General features: G+C 72.0%; 20 protein-coding genes. 17 read left to right on the top strand and 3 right to left on the bottom strand.

The window, feature by feature from the left end; all coding sequences use genetic code 11:
* Window positions 1-183: 183 nt before the first annotated feature.
* The 8 genes from ABZW32_RS00690 (at window position 184) to trpD (ending at window position 10,568) form a co-directional block, all read left to right on the top strand.
* On the top strand, window positions 184-978 hold the full coding sequence (locus ABZW32_RS00690; RefSeq protein WP_356209327.1) for a neocarzinostatin apoprotein domain-containing protein: 795 nt from the start codon (window positions 184-186) through the stop codon (window positions 976-978).
* A 348-nt stretch (window positions 979-1,326) separates the two neighbouring features.
* Window positions 1,327-4,293 carry a BTAD domain-containing putative transcriptional regulator gene (locus ABZW32_RS00685; RefSeq protein WP_356209324.1) on the top strand — a complete coding sequence of 989 codons (2,967 nt, stop codon included), beginning with the start codon at window positions 1,327-1,329 and terminating at the stop codon, window positions 4,291-4,293.
* Between the two features lie 88 nt (window positions 4,294-4,381).
* The gene (gene sbnB, locus ABZW32_RS00680; RefSeq protein ID WP_356209322.1) at window positions 4,382-5,416 is read left to right on the top strand and encodes a 2,3-diaminopropionate biosynthesis protein SbnB; all 1,035 of its coding nucleotides are present in this window, start codon (window positions 4,382-4,384) and stop codon (window positions 5,414-5,416) included.
* A 74-nt stretch (window positions 5,417-5,490) separates the two neighbouring features.
* Entirely contained in the window at window positions 5,491-7,029 is a 1,539-nt protein-coding gene (locus ABZW32_RS00675) for an anthranilate synthase component I family protein (RefSeq protein ID WP_356209319.1), read from the top strand.
* Window positions 7,026-7,622: an aminodeoxychorismate/anthranilate synthase component II gene (locus tag ABZW32_RS00670; protein ID WP_356209316.1), complete on the top strand. Its 597-nt coding sequence runs from the start codon at window positions 7,026-7,028 to the stop codon at window positions 7,620-7,622. The genes ABZW32_RS00675 and ABZW32_RS00670 overlap by 4 nt, the downstream gene beginning before the upstream one ends.
* A gap of 23 nt (window positions 7,623-7,645) precedes the next feature.
* Entirely contained in the window at window positions 7,646-8,965 is a 1,320-nt protein-coding gene (locus ABZW32_RS00665; RefSeq protein ID WP_356209539.1) for a class II 3-deoxy-7-phosphoheptulonate synthase, read from the top strand.
* Window positions 8,966-9,229: 264 nt separating this feature from the next.
* Complete coding sequence (locus ABZW32_RS00660; RefSeq protein WP_356209313.1) at window positions 9,230-9,436, top strand: hypothetical protein; 207 nt, start codon at window positions 9,230-9,232, stop codon at window positions 9,434-9,436.
* 34 nt (window positions 9,437-9,470) lie between these two features.
* Window positions 9,471-10,568, top strand: coding sequence for an anthranilate phosphoribosyltransferase (gene trpD, locus ABZW32_RS00655; protein WP_356209311.1), 1,098 nt, complete (start codon window positions 9,471-9,473; stop codon window positions 10,566-10,568).
* A gap of 136 nt (window positions 10,569-10,704) precedes the next feature.
* Here trpD and ABZW32_RS00650 read toward each other — a convergent pair whose 3' ends face one another.
* The 3 genes from ABZW32_RS00650 to ABZW32_RS00640 form a co-directional block, all read right to left on the bottom strand.
* On the bottom strand, window positions 10,705-12,015 hold the full coding sequence (locus ABZW32_RS00650) for a cation:proton antiporter (RefSeq protein ID WP_356209308.1): 1,311 nt from the start codon (window positions 12,013-12,015) through the stop codon (window positions 10,705-10,707).
* Complete coding sequence (locus ABZW32_RS00645; RefSeq protein ID WP_356209306.1) at window positions 12,002-12,706, bottom strand: flavin reductase family protein; 705 nt, start codon at window positions 12,704-12,706, stop codon at window positions 12,002-12,004. The genes ABZW32_RS00650 and ABZW32_RS00645 overlap by 14 nt, the downstream gene beginning before the upstream one ends.
* 96 nt (window positions 12,707-12,802) lie before the next feature.
* Window positions 12,803-14,401, bottom strand: a complete 1,599-nt coding sequence (locus tag ABZW32_RS00640) for a tryptophan halogenase family protein (protein ID WP_356209304.1) — start codon at window positions 14,399-14,401, stop codon at window positions 12,803-12,805.
* A gap of 179 nt (window positions 14,402-14,580) precedes the next feature.
* On the opposite strand from ABZW32_RS00640, the gene sbnA reads away from it, so the two are divergent.
* The 9 genes from sbnA to ABZW32_RS00595 all read left to right on the top strand — a co-directional run bounded on the left by sbnA (window position 14,581) and on the right by ABZW32_RS00595 (window position 23,130).
* The gene (gene sbnA, locus ABZW32_RS00635; RefSeq protein ID WP_356209302.1) at window positions 14,581-15,615 is read left to right on the top strand and encodes a 2,3-diaminopropionate biosynthesis protein SbnA; all 1,035 of its coding nucleotides are present in this window, start codon (window positions 14,581-14,583) and stop codon (window positions 15,613-15,615) included.
* A gap of 139 nt (window positions 15,616-15,754) precedes the next feature.
* Window positions 15,755-16,018: an acyl carrier protein gene (locus ABZW32_RS00630; protein ID WP_280914146.1), complete on the top strand. Its 264-nt coding sequence runs from the start codon at window positions 15,755-15,757 to the stop codon at window positions 16,016-16,018.
* Window positions 16,015-17,280: a beta-ketoacyl-[acyl-carrier-protein] synthase family protein gene (locus tag ABZW32_RS00625; RefSeq protein ID WP_356209299.1), complete on the top strand. Its 1,266-nt coding sequence runs from the start codon at window positions 16,015-16,017 to the stop codon at window positions 17,278-17,280. The genes ABZW32_RS00630 and ABZW32_RS00625 overlap by 4 nt, the downstream gene beginning before the upstream one ends.
* Entirely contained in the window at window positions 17,277-18,377 is a 1,101-nt protein-coding gene (locus tag ABZW32_RS00620) for a beta-ketoacyl synthase N-terminal-like domain-containing protein (RefSeq protein ID WP_356209296.1), read from the top strand. The genes ABZW32_RS00625 and ABZW32_RS00620 overlap by 4 nt, the downstream gene beginning before the upstream one ends.
* Before the next feature lie 118 nt (window positions 18,378-18,495).
* On the top strand, window positions 18,496-19,239 hold the full coding sequence (gene fabG, locus ABZW32_RS00615; RefSeq protein ID WP_356209294.1) for a 3-oxoacyl-[acyl-carrier-protein] reductase: 744 nt from the start codon (window positions 18,496-18,498) through the stop codon (window positions 19,237-19,239).
* A gap of 46 nt (window positions 19,240-19,285) precedes the next feature.
* A complete protein-coding gene (locus ABZW32_RS00610; protein WP_356209292.1) occupies window positions 19,286-20,005 on the top strand; it encodes a DsbA family protein in 720 nt (239 codons plus the stop codon).
* Window positions 20,002-21,537, top strand: coding sequence for a condensation domain-containing protein (locus ABZW32_RS00605; protein ID WP_356209290.1), 1,536 nt, complete (start codon window positions 20,002-20,004; stop codon window positions 21,535-21,537). Before ABZW32_RS00610 ends, ABZW32_RS00605 begins: the two co-directional genes overlap by 4 nt.
* On the top strand, window positions 21,534-22,757 hold the full coding sequence (locus tag ABZW32_RS00600) for an FAD-dependent monooxygenase (RefSeq protein WP_356209289.1): 1,224 nt from the start codon (window positions 21,534-21,536) through the stop codon (window positions 22,755-22,757). Before ABZW32_RS00605 ends, ABZW32_RS00600 begins: the two co-directional genes overlap by 4 nt.
* A 145-nt stretch (window positions 22,758-22,902) precedes the next feature.
* A complete protein-coding gene (locus ABZW32_RS00595) occupies window positions 22,903-23,130 on the top strand; it encodes an MbtH family NRPS accessory protein (protein WP_356209286.1) in 228 nt (75 codons plus the stop codon).
* The last annotated feature ends 54 nt before the right edge of the window (window positions 23,131-23,184 follow it).

Genomic DNA, 23,184 nt, shown 5'->3' with positions numbered 1-23,184 from the left:
GGTGGAGCGCTTCCCCGTCGGAGTCCGGGCCGTGGCGGCGGCACGCACCTGCGGGGACGTGGGCGCGAAGGGGTTCGGTGGGGGGTGTGGGGGTGGGGAGGCGTCCGGATTCGCGGCCTTGTCGGGGGGTTCCGCGGGCAGGAGGATGCCTGCGATCGGACAGGGCGACCAGAGGGGGGACGCATGAGGATCTTGAGGTCACTCGCCCGCGCCGGGTTGGTGCTGGCGTTGGCCGGGGTGGGGTTCGGGGGGACCGCGCAGGCGGCGCCGGCGGATCCGCAGTTGCTCGTGAAGCGCACGGCGGGGCTGCTGGACGGGGACGTCGTCGGCTTCTCGGTCAAGGGCGGTCCGGCCAAGGCGTACGTGCTGGTCGAGCTCTGCGCCCCGGACACGGTCGCCGGGGCCTGTGACGAGAGGACCAGCCGGCAGTTCCGCGTCCTTCCGGACGGCACGCTCCCGGTTTTCCCGAAGAAGCTCTACGCCGAGCTCGCCACCGGCTCCGGCACCTTCGACTGCCGTACCGCGACCGCCGCCCATCCGTGCCGGCTGGCGCTGACCGACATCACCGGAGCCGTTCTCACCACCGTCCCGCTGGCCTTCCGGCCGCACGGGGCGCTCGAGGCGGCGCCCACCTTCCGGGTGGATCCGTCCCAGGGGCTGGTGGACGGCCAGTCCGTGCGCGCCACCGGGCGGGGCTACGAGCCGCAGTTCCACTCGGTGGTCCTGGAGTGCGTCGCCGGGTCCACGCAGGAGACCGCCTGCCGGACCCGGGGCCGTCCGCCGATCACCACGGACCAGGGCAGGCTGGACGAGACGGTCCTCGTCTCGGCGGCTTTCGACACCAACGACGGCCGGACGATCGACTGCCGCGTCGCACCCGGATGCGAGCTGCTGGTCTACGGGACCCGGGTCCGTGGTCCGGAATCGCTGCGCCAGCCCCTCCACTTCGCCCCGGCGCCGACCCCGGCCCGCGGCTGACTGCACTCCGCGCACGGCCCGGCCCCCACGAGTGACCACGCGTGGGGGCCGGGCCGTTGTCCGTGCCGGGTCCATGCAAGGTCAAGCGGAGCTTCCGGTTTCGTCGAGTGTGGCTTGAAGTTGTCCCCTGAGCACAGATGTCGAGAGGGCTTCAACGGGTTAATTTCAGCCAATCCCGAGATGACCGATCAGCTTTCGGTCAGGGTGTCTCACCAGTCACTTGGCTTACGTCGGGCACCTTTTCTGTCAGCGGCAGACAGGTAGGCTGCTCCCGCTGGCCGGGCCCGGTCAGTGACGGGGGGAGATCCATTGGGTGAGCGGCTCAGTTTCAGAATTCTTGGTCCACTTATGGCCACCGTGGGGGAGCGGCCGATTCTGGTAGGGGGTGCCCGGCAACGTACGATTCTGGCCCTTCTGCTCCTGAGTCCTGGGCGGATTGTGCCAGTTGACACACTTGTCGATGTAGTGTGGAACGGCAGGCCTCCTGCCACCGCGCGGACGCAGGTGGCCATCGTCATCGCCGCCCTGCGCAAGGCCATCAAGGCCGAGGGTGTGACCGAGGAAGTCATCGTCACCGCGCACCCCGGCTACCTGCTGCGTGCGGAGGGGCACGCGCTGGACACGGTCACCTTCACCGGGCTGGTCGCCGAGGCCGAGACCGCCGTCCGCGACGTGCGTCCGGCCGACGCGGCGCGCTGCTACGCCGAGGCCCTCGCCCTGTGGCGCGGACCGGCGCTCGCCGGGGTCACCGGACAGCTCGTCGAGGACGAGGCGGCCCGCTGGGAGGAAGTCCGGATCAACGCCTACGAGGCGATGACCAGCGTCCAGCTGGAGCTCGGCCGGCACCAGCTGCTGCTCCCGGAGCTGGCCGCGACCGTACGGGAACACCCGCTGCGCGAGCGCACCCGCTACCACTTCATCCTCGCCCAGTACAGATCCGGGCGGCGGGCCGAGGCCATGGAGAGCTTCCGGGAGGCGAGGCGCCAGTTCATCGACGAACTGGGCATGGATCCGGGTCCCGAGCTCCAGGAGCTGCACGACGCGATCCTGCGCGACGACCCGTCCCTGGCGTACGAGGCGCCCGCCACGGCCGCCGCCGACGCGACGGGCGACGCCTTAGGAGCACGCAACCGCGTCGTGCCCTCCGAACTGCCCCCCGACGTACCGGGCTTCGCCGGCCGCAGGGAGGAACTCACGGACCTCGACGCCCTGGTGGAAGGGCAGGGCGAGAGCGGCCGCGCGCCCACCGTCGGACTGATCACGGGCGTCGCGGGCGTGGGCAAGACCGGCCTCGCCGTCCGCTGGGCGCACCGGGTTACCGAACAGTACCCGGACGGACGGCTGTTCGCCGATCTCCGCGGATATGACGAGCACCACGCCCCCACCACCGCCGGGGACATACTGAGCCGTTTCCTGCGCTCCCTCGGGGTGGAGAGCGAGGACGTGCCCAACGGGCTGGAGGACCGGATCGCGCTGTACCGCAGCGTGCTGGCCGAACGCCGGGTACTGCTCGTGCTCGACAACGTACGCACGTTCGCGCAGATCCGGCCCCTGCTGCCGGGAAGCGGTGGCTGCACCGTCCTGGTCACGAGCCGGGAGCAACTGGAACAGCTGGTGACCTGGCCCCCGCGCGCCCGCGTCCACCTCGGGGTGCTGCCCGAGGACGAGTCGGTCGAGCTGCTCGGCCGCATCGTCGGGGAGGCCCGGATCATGGCCGCGCCCGCGGACTCGGCCCGGCTGGTCGAGCTGTGCGACCGGCTGCCCCTGGCCCTGCGCATCGCCGCGGCCCGGCTGGCGTCCAAGCCGCACTGGTCGGTGCGGCACCTGGTCACCCGGCTCAACGACGGGCGGCGTCGACTGGACGAGCTCAGCCAGGGCGAGTCCCAGATCCGGGCGAGCTTCGAGCTGAGCTACCGCTACCTGCACAAGGACGCGGCCCGGCTCTACCGCTACCTCGGGCTGCTCGGCGTACCCGATTTCACGGCGTGGGTCGGGGCCGCGCTGATGGACCAGGACGTCATGGACGCGGAGCGGCTGATAGAGCACCTCGTGGACGCCCAGTTCCTGGAGGTCGTCGGCGTCGACGCCACCGGGCAGCTGCGCTACCGCTTCCAGAACCTGATGCGGCTGTACGCGGAGGAGCTGGCGCGGGAGGAGGAGAGCGAGGAGGACCGGCTGGCAGCGTGTGACCGGGTGTTCCGGACCTGTCTGACCATCGCCGAGCAGGCGCACCGCCGTGAGTACGGCGGGGACTTCAGCATCGTGCACAGCGCGGTCTCTCGACGGGAGATCGACGTGGTCCTGCTGGAGGAACTGCTCGCGGCTCCCCTGGAGTGGTACGAGGCGGAGCGTCTGTCGCTGGTTGCCGTCGTCGAACAAACCGCCCGGATGGGCATGGACGAGGTCGCCTGGGACCTCGTCATGTCGATGGAGGTGTTCTTCGAGTCGCGCAACTATGTGGAGGACTGGCGCACGTGCGGCCGGCACGCCCTGGAGGCGACCCGCAGTGCGGGCAACATCCGCGGGCAGGCGGCAATGGAACAGCAGCTCGCCACCGTGGACCTGCGACTGCGCAACCTGACCGAGTCGGCCGCACGGCACGAGGTGTCCCTGGAGCTCTACACACGGGCGGGTGACGAGGTCGGTCGGTCGCTGGTGCTGGGCAACCTCGCGGTCATCGACCGGATCCGGGGGCAGCACGAGCGGGGGATGGCCCGTCTGCGGGAGGCCCTGCCGGTGTTCCGGGCTGCGGGGGACCGGCCTTCCGAGGCCTACGTACTCAACCTCATGGCCCAGTTCGCGCGCGATCAGGGAGAGCCGGAGACGGCAATACGGCTCAGCCGGGACTCGGTCCGGGTGAGTGAGAGTATCGGGGGCAAGGCGGCGCGCAACATCGCTATCGCCACACATCAGCTGGCGAGCGCTCATCTGGAGCTGGGCCAGCTGGACGAGGCAGAGGCGCAGTTCGCCCGGGTGGTGGACCTCGTCCAGGAGCGGTCCGATCTGCTGGGACTTTCGTATGGCCTGCTCGGGCTCGCGCAGACCCGGCACGCGGCCGGCGATGGCGAGTCGGCCCTGGCGACCTTCCTGGAGGCGCTGGACAATGCGCTCCGCACGGGCAGCCCGATGATCGAGGGCCAGATCCGGCTGGCGCTGGGCGAGGCCTACCTCGGGAGTGGGCGTGAGGACGAGGCGACGGCACAGCTGACCGGTGCGCTCGCCATCTTCCAGCGCACCGGAGCACCTCCGTGGGAGGAGAAGGCGGCCCGCGCTCTGGAGCGGGTGCCTTCCGCAGCCCTGAACGGCGGTGTGTGAGGAGCCCGTAACCGGTCAATAACCCGGCGATAAAACGGATCCCTAGCGTCATCGCAGACGAGAAAACTGCCGAGCTGTGGAGTCTGCGATGTCACGTACGACCGGCGCGCCCTCATTCGCCGTGATCCCCGGCGCCCAGGTGCACGAAGTCCTCGACGGCCGTGCGCCCGAACTGGTCGGATTGATCGAATCCGCATATCGGGTGCACGGCGAGGGCGGGACGGTGAATCCGCCGTCCTATTTCCTGCGCTTTCCCGACCGGCCGACCTCGCGGATCATCGCGCTTCCGGCTTCGATCGGGGGAGAGGCGCCGGTCGACGGAGTGAAGTGGATTTCCAGCTTCCCCGAGAATGTGGCGGCCGGAATTCCGCGCGCCTCCGCCGTACTGATCCTCAACGACCCGCAGACCGGCTACCCGATCGCCTGCCTGGAATCCTCGATCATCAGCGCGGCCCGCACCGCCGCCTCCGCCGCGCTGGCGGCCGACCGGCTCAGCCCGGCCGGCCGCCGCCCGCGCCGGATCGGCTTCTTCGGCGTCGGCCTGATCGCCCGCTTCATCCACCAGTACCTGGCGGGCACGGGCTGGGAGTTCGACGAGATCGGTGTGCACGACCTGTCCACCGAGCACGCCGAGGGCTTCGCCGACTACCTCACCCGTTCCGGCGAGCCGGGCCCGGTCACCGTCCACGACAGCGCCGAGAAGCTGATCCGCGAGAGCGACCTGGTCGTCTTCGCGACCGTGGCGGGCACCCCCCACGTCACCGACCCGCGGTGGTTCGGGCACAACCCGCTCGTGCTGCACGTCTCCCTGCGCGACCTGTCGCCCGAGGTGATCCTCTCCGGCTTCAACGTCGTCGACGACATCGAGCACTGCCTCAAGGCCGACACCTCCCCCCACCTGGCCGAACAGCTCACCGGCAGCCGCGAGTTCGTCGACGGCACCCTCTACGACGTGCTCTCCGGGAAGCTCTCCGTCCCCGAGGACAGGCCCGTCTTCTTCTCCCCCTTCGGCCTCGGCGTGCTCGACCTCGCGGTCGGCCGGCACATCTACGACACCCTCCGGGGCCGCGGCGGCCTCGCGGTCGTCGAGGACTTCTTCCACGAGATGCGCCGCTACGGCTGAGGCGTCCCGCCCCCCCCGAAATCCCCCACGGCCGCCCCCATCACGGCCCCGAGCCACCCGAGGAAAGCGAACCGGTGACCACACTGCTCGACACCACCACTCGGGCACCGGCCGACCACGGCCGTCGCCCCCTCCCCGTCCGGATCGAGGAGAGCGCCCTCGACCCGCACCCGCCCATGGAGCTCTACGAGGCGCTGCGCGCCCGGTTCGGGGAGGACGTGTTCCTCCTGGAGTCCCTGGAGAGCCCCGAGTTCGACGGGAACTCGGCCGTCGTCGGCTTCGGCCGGCTCGCCGAGCTGCGGATCCACCCGGGGCGGATCTCCGCCGTCGGGGTGGCCCCCGTCCTGGCCGAACTGTCCGCGGTCGCCGACCGGCTCGGGCTGGCCGAAGGCCCCGGCGGAGACCGGCTGTTCGAGCGGCCCGGACAGGTCTGGGACGTACTGCGGGCCGTACAGGCCTCCTTCGACGTCGACAGCACCCGCCCCGAGTACGCCTTCGGCTTCCTCGCCACCATCGGCTACGGCGCCGCCTGGTACATGGAGGAGCTGCCCGACCGGCAAGGAGTCGCCGACGGCACCCCCGACCTCGTCCTGACCCTGTTCCAGGACACCGTCTGGTACGACCTGGACGCCGGCACCGCCGTCCGGCTGGCGGCCCGGAGCGAGGCCTTCGGCCCCGACGGAGGCCCCGCCGCGCGTACCGACCTCGCCGGTATCGTCGAACGGCTGACGGCCGGTATGGCCGAGCCCGCCGGCCGGGCCCCCGAGGCCCCCGCCCCCCTGGCCGTCCGCGACAGCACGGACGAGGCCGCCTTCCTGGGAAACGTCGAACGCTGCCTGCGCCACATCGGCGTCGGCGACATCTACCAGATCCAGATCGGCCACCGCATCGAGGTCGACACCGCGCTGACCCCCGCGGACGTCTACCGCCGGCTGCGCGCGCGCAACCCCTCCCCGTACATGTACCTCGTCCCCCGCGACGGCTCCACGCTGATCGGCGCCAGCCCCGAGGTGCTCTTCCGCACCGAGGGCGACCGGATCGTCATGCGCCCCATCGCCGGGACCACCCCGCGCAGCGGGGACCCGGCGGTCGACGGGCCCCGGATCGAGGCCCTGCTCGCCAGCGAGAAGGAGCGGGCCGAGCACGTGATGCTGGTCGACCTGTGCCGCAACGACATCGGCCGCGTCAGCCTGGCCGGCACCCTGGACGCCCGCGAGGTCATGACGGTCGAGACGTTCTCGCACGTCTTCCACCTGGTCTCCACGGTCGAGGGCCTGCTCGCCCCGGGGGAGGACACCTGGTCCGCGCTGGCCGCGACCTTCCCCGCCGGGACCGTCACCGGAGCTCCCAAGATCCGCGCCATGGAGATCATCTCCGAACTGGAGAGCGATTCCCGGGGCATGTACGCGGGAGCCGTCGGCCTGGTCGACATCCGCGGCTGGTCCCGGCTGGCGCTGTGCATCCGTACGGTCACCCACGACGGGGCGACGTACTCCACCCAGAGCTGCGCCGGCATCGTCGCGGACTCCTCGCCCGCCGCCGAGTGGCGCGAGACCCTGCACAAGATGGGGGCGGCCTACTGGGCGCTCACCGGTGAGGAGCTGCTCCCGTGAAGGTCCTGCTCGTCGACGCGTACGACAGTTTCACCCACATCATCGACCAGTACCTGCGCACCCTCGGCGCCACCACCGAGGTCGTGCGCTCCCGCACCCAGAGCCCGGACGAGCTCGCCGCCCGGCTGCCGGACGCCGTGGTCCTGGGCCCCGGCCCGGGACACCCCGCCGAGTCGGGCCACGTCGAGCTGGTGCACCGCTTCGCCGGACGGGTGCCGCTGCTCGGCATCTGCCTCGGCCACCAGGCCATCGGCCTGGCCTACGGCGGCGGGGTGCGCGTGGCCGACCGGCTCAAGCACGGAAAGACCAGCGAGGTCGCCCACGACGGCGCCGGGGTCTTCACCGGGCTCGACGCCCCCATGACCGCCACCCGCTACCACTCGCTCATCGTCGCCGAACCCCTGCCGCAGGAGCTGCTCGCCACCGCGCACGCCGTGGACGACGGCTACGTGATGGGACTGCGCCACCGGACCCTCGCCGTCGAAGGGGTGCAGTTCCACCCCGAGTCGATCACCACGGTCGGCGGCATGCGCCTCCTGGAGAACTTCCTCACCACCGCACGGACCCAGCCCGCAGACGCCCTCACCGGGTGACGAAGGAGCATGTCGTGGAGCACGTGGATTCCTGGCGGGCCCTGCCCGCCGCACAACAGCCCGAGTGGCCCGACAAGGCGGCCCTGGAGGCCGTACGGGCGCAACTGCGCGACAGCGTTCCGCTCGTCGTCGCGGCCGAGTGCGAGCAGCTGAAGGCGCGCCTCGGCGCCGTCGCCCGGGGTGAGGCCTTCCTGCTCCAGGGCGGGGACTGCGCCGAGACCTTCGCGGACGTGCGGGAGGACTCCGTACGCCGCAAGGTGCGCACCCTGCTCCAGATGGCGCTCGTCCTGCAGTACGCCGCCTCCGTGCCGGTCGTGAAGATCGGGCGGATGGCGGGCCAGTACGCCAAACCCCGCTCCAAGCCCACCGAGACCCGCGACGGGGTGACCCTGCCCGCCTACCGGGGCGACGCCGTCAACGGCTTCCCCTTCGAACCGGGCGAGCGCGAACCGGACCCCGGCCGGCTGCTGCGGATGCACCAGGCGGCCTCCGGCACGCTGAACCTCGTGCGGGCCTTCACCACCGGCGGCTACGCGGACCTGCGCCAGGCGCACGCCTGGAACCAGGACTTCGTGGCCCGCTCGCCGGTCGGCGAGCGGTACTCGGCCCTGGCCACGCAGATCGACCAGGCCCTCAACTTCATGCGGGCCTGCGGGGCCGACGAACGCATCCAGCACGCCGTGGAGTTCTACGTCAGCCACGAGGGACTGCTGCTGGAGTACGAGGAACCACTGGTCCGCGAGGACCCGACGACCGGGCGGCGCTACTCGGGCAGCGGCCACATGCTGTGGATCGGGGAACGCACCCGGGACCTGGACGGGGCCCACGTGGAGTTCTTCTCGCGGATCGCCAACCCGATCGCGGTGAAGCTCGGCCCGACCACCGACTCCGACACGGTGCTGCGGCTGATCGACCGGCTCGACCCCGAACGGGAGCCAGGCCGGCTCACGTTCATCGTCCGCATGGGCGCCGGGCAGGTCCGCGAGCGGCTGCCCGTCCTGGTGGAGAAGACGGCCGCGGAGGGGGCGCCGGTGGCATGGGTCAGCGATCCCATGCACGGCAACACCTTCGAGGCCCCGTCGGGCCTCAAGACCCGCCGCTTCGACGACATCGTCGACGAGGTGAAGGGCTTCTTCGAGGTCCACCGCGAGCTCGGGACGCATCCCGGGGGCGTGCACCTGGAGTTCACCGGGGGCGACGTCACCGAATGCGTGGGCGGCGGTGAGGAAGTGAGCCTGGACGAGCTGTGCGAACGCTATGAATCCACTTGTGATCCCCGGCTGAACCGCACCCAGTCGCTGGATCTGGCCTTCCTGGTGGCCGAAATGTACAGGGAACGCTGAACTCCGCTTCGGGTCGTTATCGCGGACCGTTCCCGACCATCTCCCGAACGGCCCTCAAGCGGCTCCCGAGGGATCGTCAAGGGGGGTTTCCGAGACCGATATCGGTCTCGGGACCCCCTCTGACCAGCAGGTATATCGTCCTTATCGAAATTGTGTGGCCCTGGAAGACACAGCGATATCAGCTCGAAGCCGCCTCTTCCTAGTGTTCTTCTCACCGGAACAGACCGGAGCTCAAGCAGAAGTCCAACGGGGGAGAGAACAGAAATGCAGAGCATGTGGCGCACCCAGGTCAAGCGCATCACCATCGCGATCATCGCGGCGGTGGCGATCGCCGGCGGGGTTCAGATCGCGAGTGAGGGCTCCGCCGCCGACGCGAGCGTCGCAGCAGACACCACCATGCAGCCCCCGGCGGCGCCGGTGAACGCTTCCCCCTCGCCGACGGCGACCACCAACTGGGGCGAGTGGAACTGAGCCGTCACACCCGACCATCCCAGAGGGAGACCAAGTGACCACCGCCAGACCCGAACCCGGCCGAGAGGCGCGCAACTGGCCCGCCCTGCTGGAGACCCTCCTCGCCGGCCGGGACCTGACCACCGCCGACACCGGCTGGGCCATGCACCAGGTCATGCGCGGTGAGGCCACCGACGCCCAGCTCGCCGGCTTCCTGGTCGCCCTGCGCGGCAAGGGGGAGACGGTCGGCGAACTGGAGGGCCTGGTACGCGCCCTGCTCGACCACGCGGTGACCCTCGACGTACCGGGCGCCACGGTCGACGTGGTCGGCACGGGCGGCGACGGCGCCCGCACGGTGAACATCTCCACCATGTCGGCGATCGTCGCCGCCGGCGCCGGGGCCCGGGTGGTCAAGCACGGCAACCGGGCTTCGAGTTCGGCCTCCGGCTCGGCGGACGTACTGGAGGCGCTCGGGGTCACCCTGCGCCTGCCGCCGGCCCGGGTCGCGGCGCTGGTGGAGGAGGCGGGGATCACCTTCTGCTTCGCCCCCGACTTCCACCCCTCCATGCGGCACGCCTCGCCGGTGCGCAGGCAGCTGGGGATCCCCACCTTCTTCAACGCGCTCGGGCCGCTGACCAACCCGGCCCGGCCGACCGCCCAGGCGGTGGGTGTGGCCGACGCGCGGCTGCTCCCGCTCATCGCGGGGGTACTGGCCCGCAGGGGCACCAGCGCCCTGGTGTTCCGCGGGGACGACGGGCTCGACGAGCTCAGCGTCAGCAGCACCTCGACGGTGCTGAGCGTCGAGGGGGGAAGGGTCCGGGAGGAATCCTTCGACCCCCGCGACCTCGGCATCGCGTTCGCCCCGGCCGACGCCCTGCGCGGCGCCGACGCCGCGCACAACGCGGCGGTGGCCCGACGGCTGTTCGCCGGCGGGGAGCGCGGCCCGGTCCGCGACGCGGTGCTGCTCTCGGCGGGGGCCGCGCTGGCCGCCGCCGAGCCGGCGCGCGGGCGCGGGGTCACCGAGCGGCTGCGGGAGGCCGTCGCCGTGGCGGCGGGCGCCCTCGACTCGGGGGCCGCGGAAGCGGTGCTGGACCGCTGGGTGCGGGCCGCCGCCGGACACGCCGGGGCACCGCTCGCCACGGCGGGGCGGTGAGCGGTGGACACGTAGGACGGGCATGACGCGCGCACCGCGGCCGTGCGGCCGTACCGGTCCCTGGGAGGGGGACGGTACGGCCGCACGGCGGGTCGGGCTGAGGGTCCGGGAGCGGGTCCCGGTGGGGGACGAGGCCTCAGGAGGCCGCGGCGGCCTTGGCCGGCAACTGCACCGGATCGTGGGCCAGCGGACCGTCGGCCACGTCGTCGGCCTCCGTGCCCCGCGGCACCTTACGGCGGATCCAGGACAGCGCGGGAGAGGTGACCGCCGTGGTGAGCAGGGCCATCAGGACCAGCATGGTGAACAGGTCCGGCCCGATCACCCCCAGCTCCAGCCCCAGGTTCAGCACCACCAGCTCGGTCAGGCCGCGGCAGTTCATCAGGGCGCCGATCGACATGGCGTCCCGCCAGGACTGGCCGGTGGCCCGCGCCGCGGAGGTGCTGCCGCCCCACTTGCCGAGGAAGGCGACGACCATGATGGCCAGGGCCCACACCCACATCATCGGGTCGGCGACCACCAGCCCCACATCGGTGCGCAGACCGGTGTTGACGAAGAACAGCGGCAGCAGGATCGGGATGGTGAAGGCCCGCAGCCGGGCCGCGCACAGCTCGATCACCCGGGAGCCGCGCGGGGTGATCACCCCGAAGACGAAGGCGCCGAACAGCGCGTGCACGCCGATCTTGTCGGTGGCGAAGGCCGACAGGCACAGCCCGCTGAACAGCACGACCAGCACGACGGAGTCCACCGTACGGGCGGCCCGCACGGCCCACTTGGCCAGGAGCGGCCGGACCGCGTAGATCATGAAGGCCAGGAACAGGGCCGCCAGGGCCGCCGTGGTGGCCGCCTCGATCGGGGAGCTGCTGGTGCTGACGGCGACCACCGCGGCCAGCAGGCACCAGGCGGTCACGTCGTCCACCGCCGCGCAGGCCATGGCGAGGGCGCCGATCCGGGTGTTGTAGAGCCCCCGGTCGGTCAGGATCCGGGCCAGCACCGGGAACGCGGTGATGCTCATGGACACCGCGATGAACAGGACGAACGCGATCTTGGAGACCCCCTTGGGGGCCAGCGTGTCGAACATCAGCAGGGCCAGCCCGGAGCCGAGGACCAGCGGGAGCGCGATGCTCGCCTGGCTGACCGCGATGGCGGTACGGCTGTGCCCGCGCAGGGCGGAGAGGTTCAGCTCCAGGCCCACCAGGAACATGAACGCCAGCAGACCCAGATTTCCGAACGCCCCGGTGAACGGCAGGACCGTCCCGGGGAACAGCCATGTCTGGGCAGAGGGCCACAGCCAGCCGAGGAGCGAGGGGCCGAGCAGGATGCCGACGGCGATCTCACCGACCACCGGAGGCTGACCGAGGCGGCGGAAGAGCATCGCGCCGGCCTTGCACGCGATGATGACCGCAGGGATCGCGATCAGCAGATCGGGGAGCGGGTCACGGGCGGACACGGGCGGTCTCCTTCACGGCCGGGGCGGGCGAGGCTGCCGACGGGGCCGACGGGGCCGACGCAACCGACGCTGCCGAGGTGACCGACGGGGCCGCGGAGGCGGGGCCGGGTATCGCCGGCAGGGGTGGGGCCGCGGCGGGTGGGCCGGGCACGGCGGTGGCATCGGTCCAGCGGGCGTACCTGCGCTTGCCGTACAGCAGGGGCTGCTCCCCGTCGTGCAACGAGACCCGGGTGACCCGGACGAACACCGCGGTGTGGTCGCCGAACTCGACGGCCTTGACCACCTCCCCGTCGGCGACGGCGTGCGAGGCCGCCGCCAGGTGCGGGCCGCCGGCCCCCAGCGGGAGCCGCCACTCGGTCCGGGCGAAGCGGTCCGGGGCGCCCGAGGCGAACAGGTCGGAGACGGGACGGGCGTTCTCGTGGAGCAGGTTGACGGCCACCTGGCCGGTCTCCAGCACCGCCTGGACGGTCGGGCTCTGCGTGCGCAGGCACAGCACGACGGTGGGCGGGGAGAGGGCCACGCTGGCGAGGGAGCTGCAGGTCATACCGCGCGGCTCGGAATCCGTACCGATCGTGGTGATCACCGAGACACCGGACGGGAACGCCGACATCAGGGGGCGGATGTCGGCTTCGGCCGCGCCGTCGGACCGATCGGCGCGCAGGGACGGGGAGGGCTGGGAGGTACGGGACATCTGTGGGGCTCCTGGGGATCGGGGTGCGGCGCGGGCCCGGAAGCCGGAGGGAGGAGCCGGCTCCGGGCCTGCGCACCGGAAGGGAGGGACCGCGGACTAGCCGTGCAGCTTGCGCAGGTAGTCGTAGGTGCTCGGCAGCGTGTCGAGGAGGTGGTCCTGCTCCTGCTTGACCTTGCCGAACATGGCCTCGGCGCCCGCCACGGAATCGGGCTTGTGCGCGAGGATCGGCAGGGGGGCGTCCGGTTCGAGGCCGAGGCCCGCGAAGACGCAGTAGTAGCTGCCGTTGGTCCAGAAGTTCCGGAATTCCGCCTCGAAGTTCCCGTAGTACGTGGACTCGTCGGCGATCGGGGAGTTGATCGCCAGGCCGGCCTTGTACGCGGAGATCTTCTCCTGGATGTTCTTCGGCAGCGTGAGTTCCTTGTTCGCCCGCCAGAACGGCGTGTCATTGCGCGGCGCGTAGTAGAAGTGCGCCTGGATGAAGTCGCGGGTGTCGTCGAACATCACCTCGATCTCGTGGTTGAAGCTGTTGGCCAGTTCCGGGTTGAAGGTGCGGTCCGGGAAGTGCTTGGCCAGCTGGTAGATGGCCGCGGTGATGAAGTAGATCCCGGTCGATTCCAGCGGCTCCAGGAACGCGGAGGAAAGGCCGATGCTCACCACGTTGTTCACCCAGGCGCGGCGGTTGCGGCCCACCCGGAACTTCACGTGGTTGAACTTCGTCGTCTCCGGGTCGAGGCCCCACAGCGCGCTGAATTCCTTGGTCGCCTCCTCCTTGGTCGTGAACCTGCTGGAGTAGACGTAGCCGGAGCCGAAACGGCCCAGCATCGGGATCTTCCAGGTCCAGCCGGAGGACATCGCGATGGCGGAGGTGTACGGCTCGATGCCGTTGGCCTCGTCGTCGTGCGGAACGGCGGTGGCGACGGCGCTGTCGCACAGCAGGTGGTCGCTCATGTCGATGAACGGCTCTTCGAGGGCCTGGTTGATGAGCAGGCCGCGGAAGCCGGAGCAGTCCACGAACAGGTCGGCCTCCAGGACCCGGCCGTCCTTGGTGTGCAGGGCCTTGATGAAGCCGCGCTCGTCCTTCTCCGCGTGGGTCATCTCGCCCTGCACGTGGTGGACGCCCTGCTTCTCGGTGGCGAAGCGGCGCAGGAAGTCGGCGACCAGGGCCGCGTCGAAGTGCCAGGCGTAGCGGGTGGACGGGGTGCCGTCGAGCCACTTCGGGGACTTCTTCGCGTCCATGACCGGGGGCTCGCGGAAGCACGCGTAGTCGAACGGCTCCTCGGTCTGGCCCTCCAGCTTCCGCTTGGCCCAGTAGTGCGACATCGGGACGTTGTCGCTGTCCGGCAGGATGCCGAACGGGTGGTAGAAGTGGTCCGGGCCGCCGTTCTCCAGCTCACGCGCGTTGGGCTCGCCCTGACCGCCGGTTCTCCAGTTGACGAAGCGGACGGCCATCTTGAAGCTGGCGTTGCACTCCCGCATCCACTCCTCCTCGGCGATGCCGAGGTATTCGAAGAGGACCTTGTGCAGGTTCGGGACGGTGGCCTCACCGACACCGATCCGCGGGATCGCCGGAGCCTCCAGGACCGTGATGTCCACGGTGCCCTGGAGCGCCTTGCCGAGATAGGCGGCGGTCATCCAGCCGGCGGTTCCGCCGCCCAGGATGACGACTTTCTGAATGCGCGAGTCGGTGCCGGTCATGTCAGGGACTCTCTCTTCCGTCTTCATGGGGACTTCCGTGGTGCGATGTGGAAGAGATTCAGGCCATCGACTATGCGCCACCTATAACCGGCCGTATGGCATCGATATAGCGGATTGGCCGAATCTCAATCACGCTGTATTCGCACCCCGCAACTCCCAGCAGAGGATGGCTGCATCAGATGCCGTACGAAGAAGGGACGAAGGGAATCCTCTCCACCGTGGGAGGAACTCCGCTCATCGAACTGGAGCGTTTGCTGCCGGGCCTCGGCTCGCGGGTGTTCGCCAAGGTGGAGCGGTTCAATCCCGGAGGAAGCATCAAGGACCGCTCCGCACTCTCCATGGTGCTGGCGCGCATCAGGACCGGGGAACTCGTACCCGGCAAATCGACCGTGATCGAGTCGAGTTCCGGCAATCTCGCGATCGGGCTCGCCCAGATCTGCGGATATTTCGGACTGCGTTTCATCTGCGTGGTGGACGCCAGGACGACCCGGCAGAACGTCGCGATCCTGCGGGCCTACGGGGCCGAGGTCGAGATCGTCGTCGACCCCGATCCGGCCACCGGCGAACTGCTGCCGGCCCGGCTCCGCCGGGTGGCCGACCTCGTCGCCGTGACGCCCGACGCCTACTGGCCCGACCAGTACTCCAACCCCCTCAACCCCATCGCCCACCAGAACACGATGCGCGAGATCGCCGAGGCCCTCGACGGCCGCGTCGACCAGCTCATCGTGGCCGCCGGCACCAGCGGGACCCTGGGCGGCTGCGCCGAGTACGTCCGCCGGCACGGGATGAACACCACGATCAACGCCGTGGACGCCATCGGCAGCGTGCTCTTCGGCCCGCAGGAGCGCCGCACCCGGCTCATCCCGGGCCACGGCGCCTCGGTGGTGCCCCGGCTGCTGCGTCCCTCGGACGCGGACCGGGTCATCCACGTCGGCGACCTCGACTGCGTCGTCGGCTGTCGGCGCCTCGTCCGGGACGAGGCGGTGCTCGCCGGCGGCTCCTCCGGGGCCGTCGTCGCGGCACTGGAACGGATCGCCCCCGACATCATCCCCGGCTCGAACGTGGTGCTCGTCCTGCCCGACGGCGGCGACCGCTACCTGGAGACGATCTACGACGACGCCTGGGTGTACCGCCAGTTCGGCGAGGTCTCGCACCTCTGGAAGGAGCCCCGCTCCGCGGGCCTCACTCCGCACCTGGTGGATATAGGCCACTGATAGCGGCCCCTCCCACCATCGAAGCATCGCACCACCGCTGGCCCCGCCAGCCCCCCACCCCCGCCACCCCACCGGGAGCCCACCCGGCACGGCACCGGCAGGTCCGCCGCGGACCGCCCTTCACCTGGAGGAACATCAGATGACCACCCAGATCCCCGCCCTCGACGCCGGGCGCAAGGAGCAGATCAAGGAAATCGTCTGCGACATCCTCGAACTCGACCTCGACGAGGTGACCGAGACGAGCCTCTTCAAGGAGGAGCACGACGCGGACTCCCTGCGCACCATCGAGATCCTGGCCTCGCTGGAGCGCGTCTTCGGCATCACGCTGGAGCAGTCCGAGCTCAGCCGCATGGTCAACCTGGTCGGCGTCTACGCCGTGATCGCGGAGGCCGAGGGCAAGTGACCACCGAGACGGCCGCGACGGGGCAGCGGTCCGCTGCCCGGCACCGGGTGGTGATCACGGGTCTCGGTGTCGTGACGAGCATCGGCACGGGCGTGGACGCCTTCGCCGAGGGCCTGCGCGCCGGACGCAGCGGGGCCAAGCCCATCAGCGCGTTCGACACCACCGGCTTCGCCCACTCCAACGCCTGCGAGATCACCGACTTCGAGCCGGAGGCCTGGCTGCGCGAGCTGCCGGCCGACGAGCTCGGCCGGGCCGCCCAGTTCGCGGTCGCCGGGGCCCGGATGGCGGTGGCCGACGGCGGTCTCACCGAGGCGGACGTCCGGGCCAGGCGCTCCCTGGTCTCGGTCGGCACCACCGACGGCGAGTCCCGCGACCTGGACCACCTCACCGGGCTCCAGGTCGCCGGGGACGAGGACACCCTCGACCCGGTGGTCGCCCGCCGCGTCTGGCCGGGCCGGCTCTCCGCCGGCATCGTCCGCGAACTCGGCCTGGAGGACGTGGAGACGGTCACCGTCCCCACCGCCTGCGCCGCCGGGAACTACGCGGTCGGCTACGGCTACGACGCGATCAGCTCCGGAGACGTGGAGATGGCCCTGTGCGGCGGGGCCGACGCCCTGTGCCGCAAGACGTTCACCGGCTTCTACCGGCTCGGCACCATCGCCCCCGACGTGTGCCGGCCCTTCGACGCCGACCGGCAGGGCATCCTCACGGGCGAGGGCGCCGGCATCCTGCTCATGGAATCGCTGGAGTCCGCGCTGGCCCGCGGCGCCCGGATCTACGCCGAGGTCCTCGGCTACGGCCTGTCCTGCGACGCCAGCCACCCGGTCGCCCCCGACCGGGACTCGATCGCCCGCTGCATCACCGCGGCGCACGCCAACGCCGGGATCACCCCCGCCGATGTGGACTTCATCTCCGCGCACGGCACCGGGACCAGGGCGAACGACGTCACCGAGGTCGGCGCGATCCGCCAGGTGTTCGGCGAGGACCTGCCGCGCACCGTCTCCATCAAGTCGATGATCGGCCACACCATGGGCGCCGCCAGCGCCCTGGCCTCGGCGGCCTGCGCCCTCGCCCTGCGCGAGGGATTCATCCCGCCGACCATCAACCACCGCACCACCGACCCCGAGTGCGGCGTGGACTGCGTACCGAACGAGGCGGTCGAAGCCGACCTCAAGGTCGTGCAGAACAACGGACTCGCCTTCGGCGGCAACAACGCCGTACTGGTCCTCGGCCACTGGGAAGACAGGAGCGCAGTCGCATGACGCACACAGCGGCGGCGCAGCCCCGCGAGCGCCGGCTCGTCATCTCGGGCTGGGCCGTGACCTCCCCGTATGGCCTGGGCCGCCGGTCCTTCGCCGAGGGACTCCTGGCCGGGACCACGGCGACCTCCGCCGTCGACGGCGGGCAGTGGCCGGTCCCCTACGGGGAAGCGGGCCTCATCCCGGGCTTCGACATCAAGGCCGTGCTCGGCCGCAAGGGAACCCGCTCCATGGACCGGGCCACGGGGATCGCCGTCGTCACCGTCGGCGAGCTCCTGGAGGACTTCGGACAGGGCCTGGCCGCCGACCCGGAGAAGACCGGGCTGGTGCTCGGCACCTCCGGCAGCGTCCAGTCCATCATGGACTTCACCAAGGACGCCCTGACGGGGGAGAAGCCCTACCTCGTCGACCCGGCCCGGTTCCCCAACACGGTGATGAACTGCCCGACGGGCCAGAGCGCCATCCGGCACACCCTCAAGGGCCCCAACGTCACCGTCTCCGGCGGCTCGGCCACCGGCCTGCTCGCCCTGAACTACGCCTCCCGGCTGCTGCGCGGCGGCCACGCCAACGCGCTGCTGGCCGGCGCGGCCGAGGAGTTCTCCGTCCAGCGGGCCCGCCTGGAGCGGGTCGCCGACCACGGCGGGGCCGAGGCCGACCCGCTCGGCGAGGGCGCCGCGCTGTTCCTGCTGGAGAGCGGGGAGGCCGCCCGCGAGGGAGGCCGGCGGGTGCTCGCCACCGTCCTCGGTTCCCGCTTCCGGGCCTTCCCCGAGAGCGGACGCGCCGGGGCCGCGCTGGCCCGCTGCGTGGCCGAGGTGCTCGCCGACGCCGGCGTGGGCCCCGAGGACGTCGCCCTGATCGCGCCGGGCACCCCGCCCGGGCAGCTCGGCAAGCAGGAGGAGTCCGCGCTGGAGGGGATCGGCGGCGAGCGGATCGCCGTACGCCCGCTCGTCGGCGACGCGACCGCCGCCTCGGCCGCCTTCCAGCTGGCGGCGGTCCTGGCGCACGCCGGTTCGGAGCCCGCCCTGGTGGACCGGCTCGCGCTGGTCACCGCCCTGGACCGGGACGGCACCGTCGGAGCCACCCTGCTGCGGCTCGGCTGAGACCGGCGGGGGCGCACACCACCGCGCCCCCGGTCCCGTACCGCACCCTGCGCACCATCCCCCGCGCGCGTCGACGCGTACGCGCGCACCCGCGTCCCGAAGAGAGAGGCATCTATCCATGTCCGAGACACCGAGGCCGGTAGCCCTCGTCACCGGCGGCTCGCGCGGCATCGGCCGGGCCGTGGTGGAGACCCTGGCACGGGACGGCCACGACGTGGCCTTCTGCTACCAGTCCAACGAGGAGGCCGCGGAGCTCGCCGCGAAGGCCGCCCGGGAGCTGGGGGCGCGGGTGCTGGCCGGCCGCGTGGACGTCACGGACCGCGAGCAGGTCCGGGCCTTCACCGCGCGGGCCGAGGCCGAACTGGGCCCCGTGGAGGTGCTGGTCACCGCCGCCGGCATCGTCCGCGACGGCCACCTCGCGATGATGAAGGACGAGGACTGGGACGCGGTGGTCCGCACCAACCTCGACGGCACGTTCAACTTCGCCAAGGCACTGGCCTTCCCGATGATGAAGCGCCGCCGCGGCACCATCATCACCCTCTCCTCGGTCGCCGCCGCCGGCAACGCCACGCAGAGCAACTACTCCGCGACCAAGGCCGGGATCATCGGCTTCACCAAGGCCCTGGCCAAGGAGTCCGGCCGCAGCGGCCTGCGGGCCAACGCCGTCGCCCCCGGATTCATCGCCACCGACATGGTCGGGGGCCTGTCCGAGAAGCACGCCAAGGAGATGACGGCCCGGATCCCGCTGGGCCGCTTCGGCGAGGCGCACGAGGTCGCCGAGCTGGTGTCCTTCCTGGCCTCCGACCGCGCCGCGTACATCACCGGACAGGTCTTCCACATCGACGGCGGTCTGGTCGTCTGACCGGCCCCCACCAGTCCGACCAGCCTGATTCACAGAGGAGTTCGACATGGCCGGCCGTGCCGCCAAACCGCCCCGGTTCTACTTCAACCTGCGCAGCCCCTACAACTTCTTCGCCCTGCACGACCTGGAGCGCGAGCACCCCGGTCTGCTCGACCGGGTCGAGTGGCGCCCCTTCTGGGAGCCCGACGAGACCAGCGCCAAGCTGCTGGACGAGGCCGGCGGGCAGTTCCCGTACACCCCCATGACCCGTGCCAAGCAGTTCTACATCCTGCGTGACGTACGCCGCCTCGCGGCCGAGCGCGGCCTGGCGCTGACCTGGCCGACCGACCGCGAGCCGTGGTGGGAGCCGGCCCACCTGACCTGGTTCCTCGCCGTGGACGCGGGCCTGGGCCGGGAGTGGGTGGCCCGCGCCGGCCGGGCCCGCTGGCTGGAGGGACGCGACATCTGCGATCCCGCGACCGTCCTCGAACTGGCCGTGGAGATCGGCCTCGACGCCGACGCGGTGGCCGCCGCCACCGACAGCCCGGAGCTGCGCGAGCGGGCCGTCGCCGCCCTGCTGGACGTGCACCGCGACGGGGTCTTCGGCGTCCCGTTCTTCGTCAACGGCAACGAGCCCTACTGGGGCCTGGACCGGGTGACCGCCTTCGCCGCCTCCTTCGGGGACGCCGCCCCCGCGGCCCCCGCCGCACAGCCCGCCGAGGCGGAGCTCGCGGTGGTCGGCGCCGGGCGCACCACGGACATGAGCCACGCGGGAGGCTGCGGATGACCGCCGTGACCGCCGTGACCGCCGTGACCGCCGTGACCGCCGTGACCGCCGTGACCGCAGTGACGGACACCGCCGCCGGGGCGCCCGGCGCCGTGCGGGCACTGCCCCTGACCGCGATCCAGCAGTCCATGTGGACCGCCTACCGGGTTTCCCCCGAGGCCTCCGCCTACAACATCGTCATGCCGCTGCGGCTGCGCGGCCGGGTCGACCCCGCCGCCATGGACGCCGCCGTCACCGCCGTCGGCACCCGCCAGGAACTGCTGCGCTCGGTGTTCACCGAGAACGCCGAGGGAGTCCGCCGCACCGTCGGCGAACAGCCCCTTGTCCGGCTGGAGTTCCGCGACCTCGACGGCGCCGGCGAGGAGGCCCTGCACCGGGCCGCCGAGGAGGCCGGGGCCCGGCCCTTCCGCCTGGAGTCCGCGGCCTTCCGCGTGGTGCTGCTGCGCAACACCGACGAGGACTGGGCGCTGGTCACCTCCGCCCACCACATCGTCAGCGACTTCACCTCGCGCTGGCTGCTGGTGCGCGACGTCCTCGACGCCTACGAGGGCTTCGCCTCCGGGCAGGAACCCCGCTGGCGGCCCATCCCCGGCTCCTACGCCGACCACGCCGCCGAGGAGCTGCGCTACACCGCCTCCGCGTCGGGCCTGCGGGCGGCCGAGCTGTGGCAGGAGTCGGTGGGGCGGGCCCCCGCCGCCGAACTCCCCCTGGACCGGCCCCGGCCCGCACTGCGCTCCTACCGGGGCGGCACCGTCGTACGGCAGCTGGCCGCGCAGAGCGCCGCCGCGCTGGCCCCGGCCGCGGCCGTCGCGGGGGTGACGCCCTTCGCCTACCTCCTCGGCGTCTTCCAGGCCCTGACCCACCGCTGGACCGGCCAGGAGGCCTTCGTGCTCGGGGTCCCGGCCACCAGCCGGATGGGCCGCGCGCAGCGGGACGTGATCGGCTGCTTCCTCAACACCATGCCGGTGCGCGCCGACTTCACCGCCGGCTCCACCTTCCGCAGCGCGGCCGAGCAGGCCGGACAGCGGGTGATGGGCGGCATGATGGGCGTGCGCTACCCGTGCGCGCTGGCCTTCCCCCGGGCCACGGTGTTCCGCACCGCCCTGTTCCTCGTCCAGATGGACCGGATGGAACCGCCCGTGCCCAACGTCCCGCCGGGCGCCACCGAGGGACCGTCCGTCCCGTACGCGGGGCTCGACATCGCACTGATCGACGTCCCGCAGCAGGAGGGCCAGCTGGACCTGCTGCTGCGCATCGAGCAGACCCCCGAGGGGGTCACCGCGGTCTTCTCGTACGACACGGACGTGCTGGACCGCGAGACGGTCGCGCGCTTCGCCGACGGGTACGAGCGGATGCTGGCGGCCGCCGTCGCCGCACCGGACACCCTCGTCGCCGACGTGGAGCTGGCGGGCGCCGGCGAGCTGGAGGCACTGCTGGCCCTGGGCTCCGCAGGCGGGGCCGGTACGGACTTCGGATCCTTCGACTCCGCCGACGAGTTCGAGTCCTTCGAGAGCGCCTGGGAGTACCGGTGAGCCTCGAAGTGGCCGTGATCGGCGCGGGTCTGGGCGGTCTCACCGCCGCCGCGGCCCTGTACGCCCGGGGCCTGGACGTCACCGTGTACGAACGGGGCGGGGCCCTGCGCGAGCAGGGCGTGGGCATGCACCTGGGCCCGAACGGCACCCGGCTGCTGGAGCGCCTCGGCCTCGGCCCGCGCCTGGCCGAGCTGGCGGTCCGCCCCGAGGCCCTGGAGGTCCGGGCCTTCCACAACGGCGCGCCCGTCGCCGTACAGGAGATGGGCGAGGCCTGGGAGCGGCAGTTCCGCGCCCCCTACCTCACCGTCCACCGCGGCGACCTGCACCGGATGCTCGCGGGACTGGTGCCCGGCGAGCGGGTGCGCACCGGCAAGGAGCTCGTCCGTCACGAGGAGGGCCCCGACGGGGTGCTCCTGGAGTTCGCCGACGGCACCACGGGCCGGGCGGACGTCCTGGTCGGCGCCGACGGGGTCCACTCGGCGGTGCGCCGCGCGGTGGCCGGCGCGGACGCCCCCGTGTACTCCGGCAACAGCGCGCTGCGGGGGCTGGTGGACGCGGCGGACGTGCCCTCGCTGGACCCGGGCCGGATGTACATGTTCGCGGGGCCCGAGTCCCGGGTGCTGTGCTACCCGGTCAGCGGCGGACGGCAGTTCACGTACGTGGTGGTCACCCCCGCCGACGAGGGCGACGCCGAGTCCTGGACCAGCGCCGGCGACCGGACCGACCTGGACGCCGTCCTCACCGGCTGGGCGCCCGAGGTGCGCGAACTGGTCGGCGCCGCGGGCGAGGTCCGCCGCTGGGCCCTCTACGACCGGGCCCCGCTGGAGCGGTGGAGCACCTCCCGGGTGACCCTGCTCGGGGACGCGGCCCACCCGATGCTGCCCCACCACGGACAGGGCGCCAACCAGGCCGTCGAGGACGGCGTGGCGCTCGCCCTGTGCCTGGCCCGTGCCGACGAGGACGCGCGGGGCGTCGCCGACGCCCTGGAGCGCTACGAGTCGCTGCGCCGCCCGCACACCACGAAGGTCCAGCTCGGATCGCGCACGGGCCGTCCCGCCCCGGGCGCGGGCGGCCGGCCCGGTGGCGTCAAGGAGGCCGCGGCGGACGTCGGCTGGATCCTCGGCCACGACGTCGAGGCCGCCTTCGAAGCCGCCTTCCCGACCCCCCTCCAGGGCGCTCCCGACACCGCGGGCACCGGCCTGAGCGGCGCCGCCGCCTGACCCGCCACCCCCGCGCACCCCAGGGCCCCCGAAGCCGAAAGGCATCGGGGGCCCTGCCGCGTTCCGGCACGTATATGCGCTCGATAGGGCATCGATAGCGGCCTCTTCAAGGATGGCGGCACCTGACCACGCGAAGGGAACAGCGATGAGCGAACAGCAGAACGAGAACCGGGCGGACACGGTCCACCGCGTCGTCCTCAACGACGAGGAGCAGTACTCCCTCTGGTGGGCCGACCGCGACCTGCCCGCCGGCTGGCACGCCGAGGGCACCGAGGGCACCCGCGAGGAATGCCTCGCCCGGATCACCGAACTGTGGACCGACCTGCGCCCCGCGAGCCTGCGCCGCCGGATGTCCGCGGGCTCCGCCGCCTGACCACCCGGACGTGCGGGCCACCCGGGCGCCCCGGCCCCGGGAAGCGGCCGACGC

It is taken from the genome of Streptomyces sp. NPDC004667, from assembly GCF_040609475.1.
Lineage (GTDB): Bacteria > Actinomycetota > Actinomycetes > Streptomycetales > Streptomycetaceae > Streptomyces.
This window is presented reverse-complemented; position numbering and strand designations above follow the sequence as displayed.

What these genes read in the sequence shown, in the direction of transcription:
- ABZW32_RS00685 (WP_356209324.1), top strand. Translation starts at nt 1,327, where the DNA reads ATGGCCACCGTGGGGGAGCGGCCGATTCTGGTAGGGGGTGCCCGGCAA.
- ABZW32_RS00605 (WP_356209290.1), top strand. Translation starts at nt 20,002, where the DNA reads ATGACCGCCGTGACCGCCGTGACCGCCGTGACCGCCGTGACCGCCGTG.
- ABZW32_RS00640 (WP_356209304.1), bottom strand. Translation starts at nt 14,401, where the DNA reads ATGACCGGCACCGACTCGCGCATTCAGAAAGTCGTCATCCTGGGCGGC.
- ABZW32_RS00690 (WP_356209327.1), top strand. Translation starts at nt 184, where the DNA reads ATGAGGATCTTGAGGTCACTCGCCCGCGCCGGGTTGGTGCTGGCGTTG.
- sbnA (WP_356209302.1), top strand. Translation starts at nt 14,581, where the DNA reads ATGCCGTACGAAGAAGGGACGAAGGGAATCCTCTCCACCGTGGGAGGA.
- fabG (WP_356209294.1), top strand. Translation starts at nt 18,496, where the DNA reads ATGTCCGAGACACCGAGGCCGGTAGCCCTCGTCACCGGCGGCTCGCGC.
- ABZW32_RS00660 (WP_356209313.1), top strand. Translation starts at nt 9,230, where the DNA reads ATGCAGAGCATGTGGCGCACCCAGGTCAAGCGCATCACCATCGCGATC.
- sbnB (WP_356209322.1), top strand. Translation starts at nt 4,382, where the DNA reads ATGTCACGTACGACCGGCGCGCCCTCATTCGCCGTGATCCCCGGCGCC.
- ABZW32_RS00630 (WP_280914146.1), top strand. Translation starts at nt 15,755, where the DNA reads ATGACCACCCAGATCCCCGCCCTCGACGCCGGGCGCAAGGAGCAGATC.
- ABZW32_RS00595 (WP_356209286.1), top strand. Translation starts at nt 22,903, where the DNA reads ATGAGCGAACAGCAGAACGAGAACCGGGCGGACACGGTCCACCGCGTC.
- ABZW32_RS00620 (WP_356209296.1), top strand. Translation starts at nt 17,277, where the DNA reads ATGACGCACACAGCGGCGGCGCAGCCCCGCGAGCGCCGGCTCGTCATC.
- ABZW32_RS00610 (WP_356209292.1), top strand. Translation starts at nt 19,286, where the DNA reads ATGGCCGGCCGTGCCGCCAAACCGCCCCGGTTCTACTTCAACCTGCGC.
- ABZW32_RS00645 (WP_356209306.1), bottom strand. Translation starts at nt 12,706, where the DNA reads ATGTCCCGTACCTCCCAGCCCTCCCCGTCCCTGCGCGCCGATCGGTCC.